Raw genomic sequence first — 1,776 nt, 5'->3', positions numbered from 1 at the left:
GACGACGACGAGCAGCAGCGCCGAGGCGGCGAGGCCGCCGGCCCGCGGCACGGCACGCCGGGGCGGGCGGGCGGCGGGCGGCACCGCCCGGACGCCGGTTCGTGGTGGGTCGATGACGGACAGTGTGGGCTCCGATGTGGTGGTGATCGTCGGGTGGTGTTGACAAGAAGTTAGGTTAGGTTAGCCTAACCGGGCTGTCCATGGTCATCCCGACCCCCGATCGAAAGACGACTCCATGCCGCATCCCGTGTCCGCCCGCCGTCTCTCCCGCCGGGGCCTGCTCGCCGCCGGCGGCGCCGCCACCCTGGCCGCCCTGCTCGCCGGCTGCGGCCGGGACGGTGACTCGTCATCGCCCGCGTCGAGCGGCTCCGCCGGCCCGTGGTCCTTCACCGACGACCGCGACCAGAAGGTGACCGCCGCCGCCCGACCGACCCGCGTGGTGGCCTTCACCGGGGTCGCCGCCGCCCTGGTCGATTTCGGACTGGACAAGCAAATCGTCGGCGTGTTCGGCGAGACGAAGCGCGCCGACGGCACCGCCGAGCCGCAGGCCGGTGAGCTGGACGTCGACGCCGTGCAGATCCTCGGCAACGTCTGGGGCGAGTTCAACCTCGAGAAGTACGCGGGCCTGCGCCCCGAACTGCTGGTCACCCACATGTACGACCCGGGCGCGCTCTGGTACGTGCCGGACGAGAGCAAGGACAAGATCCTCCCGCTCGCGCCGAGCGTCGCCGTCACCACCGCCCGGGTGCCGATGACCAGGCCCATCGAGCGGTACGCGCAGCTCGCCGAGTCCCTCGGCGCCGACCTGTCCGCGAAGAAGGTCACCGACGCCCGGGCGCGGTTCGACGCCGCCGCCGAGGCGGTCCGCCAGGCGGTCAAGGCCAACCCCGGCATCAAGGTGATGGCCGCCTCCGGCAGCCCCGACCTGTTCTACGTCTCCAACCCGAAGGTCAGCACCGACCTGATGTACTTCGCGGAACTCGGCGTCGACATCGTGGTGCCGACCAAGCTCGAAGCGGGCGACTACTTCGAGGCTCTCAGCTGGGAGAACGCCGGCAAGTTCCCGGCCGACCTGATCCTGCTCGACAACCGCGGCACCGCCCTGCAGCCCAAGGACCTCGCCTCCCGCCCCACCTGGCAGCAACTGCCCGCCGTCAAGGCCAACCAGATCACGCCGTGGGACGCGGTGCCCCGCTTCTCGTACGCCGGCGCCGCGCCGCTGCTGGAGAACCTGGCCACGGCCATCCGGGGCGCGAAGAAGGTCACCGGATGACCGCCGTGACCCTCCAGTACCGCTTCTACGCGGCGCAGGTCGTCGCCACCCGCGACGTCGGCGCCTCGCTGGTCCGGGTCACCTTCGGCGGGGCGGAGCTGGCCGACTTCGCCGGCGGCGGCCGGGACCAGAGCGTCTCCCTCTTCCTGCCCCACCCGGGGCAGCTCGAGCCGGTGCTCCCGGTCGAGGCCGGCGAGGACTGGTTCACCGCCTGGCGCGCCATCGACGCGGACGTCCGCGCGGTGATGCGCTCCTACACGATCCGAGAGCAGCGCCCCGGGCGGGCCGGGGTGGACATCGACGTCGTCCGCCACGGCGACACCGGCCCGGCCACCCGTTGGGCCGGGCGGGCCCGGCCGGGGGACCGTGTGGTGCTGCTCGGCCCCGCCGTGCACGACAACCGCAGCGTCTGCTTCCGCCCGCCGGCCGGCACCGGCCCGGTGCTGCTGGTCGCCGACGAGACCGCGCTGCCCGCCGTCGGCGGGATCCTGGCCTGGCTGCCG

General features: G+C 73.2%; 2 protein-coding genes. Both read left to right on the top strand.

Translation table 11 applies throughout. The annotated features are described in order from the left end of the window. Nucleotides 1-235 precede the first annotated feature (235 nt). Nucleotides 236-1,273 carry an ABC transporter substrate-binding protein gene (locus NCC78_RS31520; protein ID WP_250799086.1) on the top strand — a complete coding sequence of 346 codons (1,038 nt, stop codon included), beginning with the start codon at nt 236-238 and terminating at the stop codon, nt 1,271-1,273. Then, on the top strand, nt 1,270-1,776 hold a 507-nt coding region (locus NCC78_RS31515; protein WP_250799085.1), incomplete at its 3' end, for a siderophore-interacting protein. The genes NCC78_RS31520 and NCC78_RS31515, both read left to right, overlap by 4 nt.

The sequence above is a fragment of the Micromonospora phytophila genome (genome assembly GCF_023656545.1).
In the GTDB taxonomy this organism is placed as follows: Bacteria; Actinomycetota; Actinomycetes; order Mycobacteriales; family Micromonosporaceae; genus Micromonospora; species Micromonospora phytophila.
Note: the sequence above shows the minus strand (reverse complement) of the source record. Positions and strands in the feature narration are given on the sequence as shown.

Excerpts from the sequence above, each read along its gene's own strand:
- NCC78_RS31520 (WP_250799086.1), top strand. The coding sequence starts at position 236 with ATGCCGCATCCCGTGTCCGCCCGCCGTCTCTCCCGCCGGGGCCTGCTC.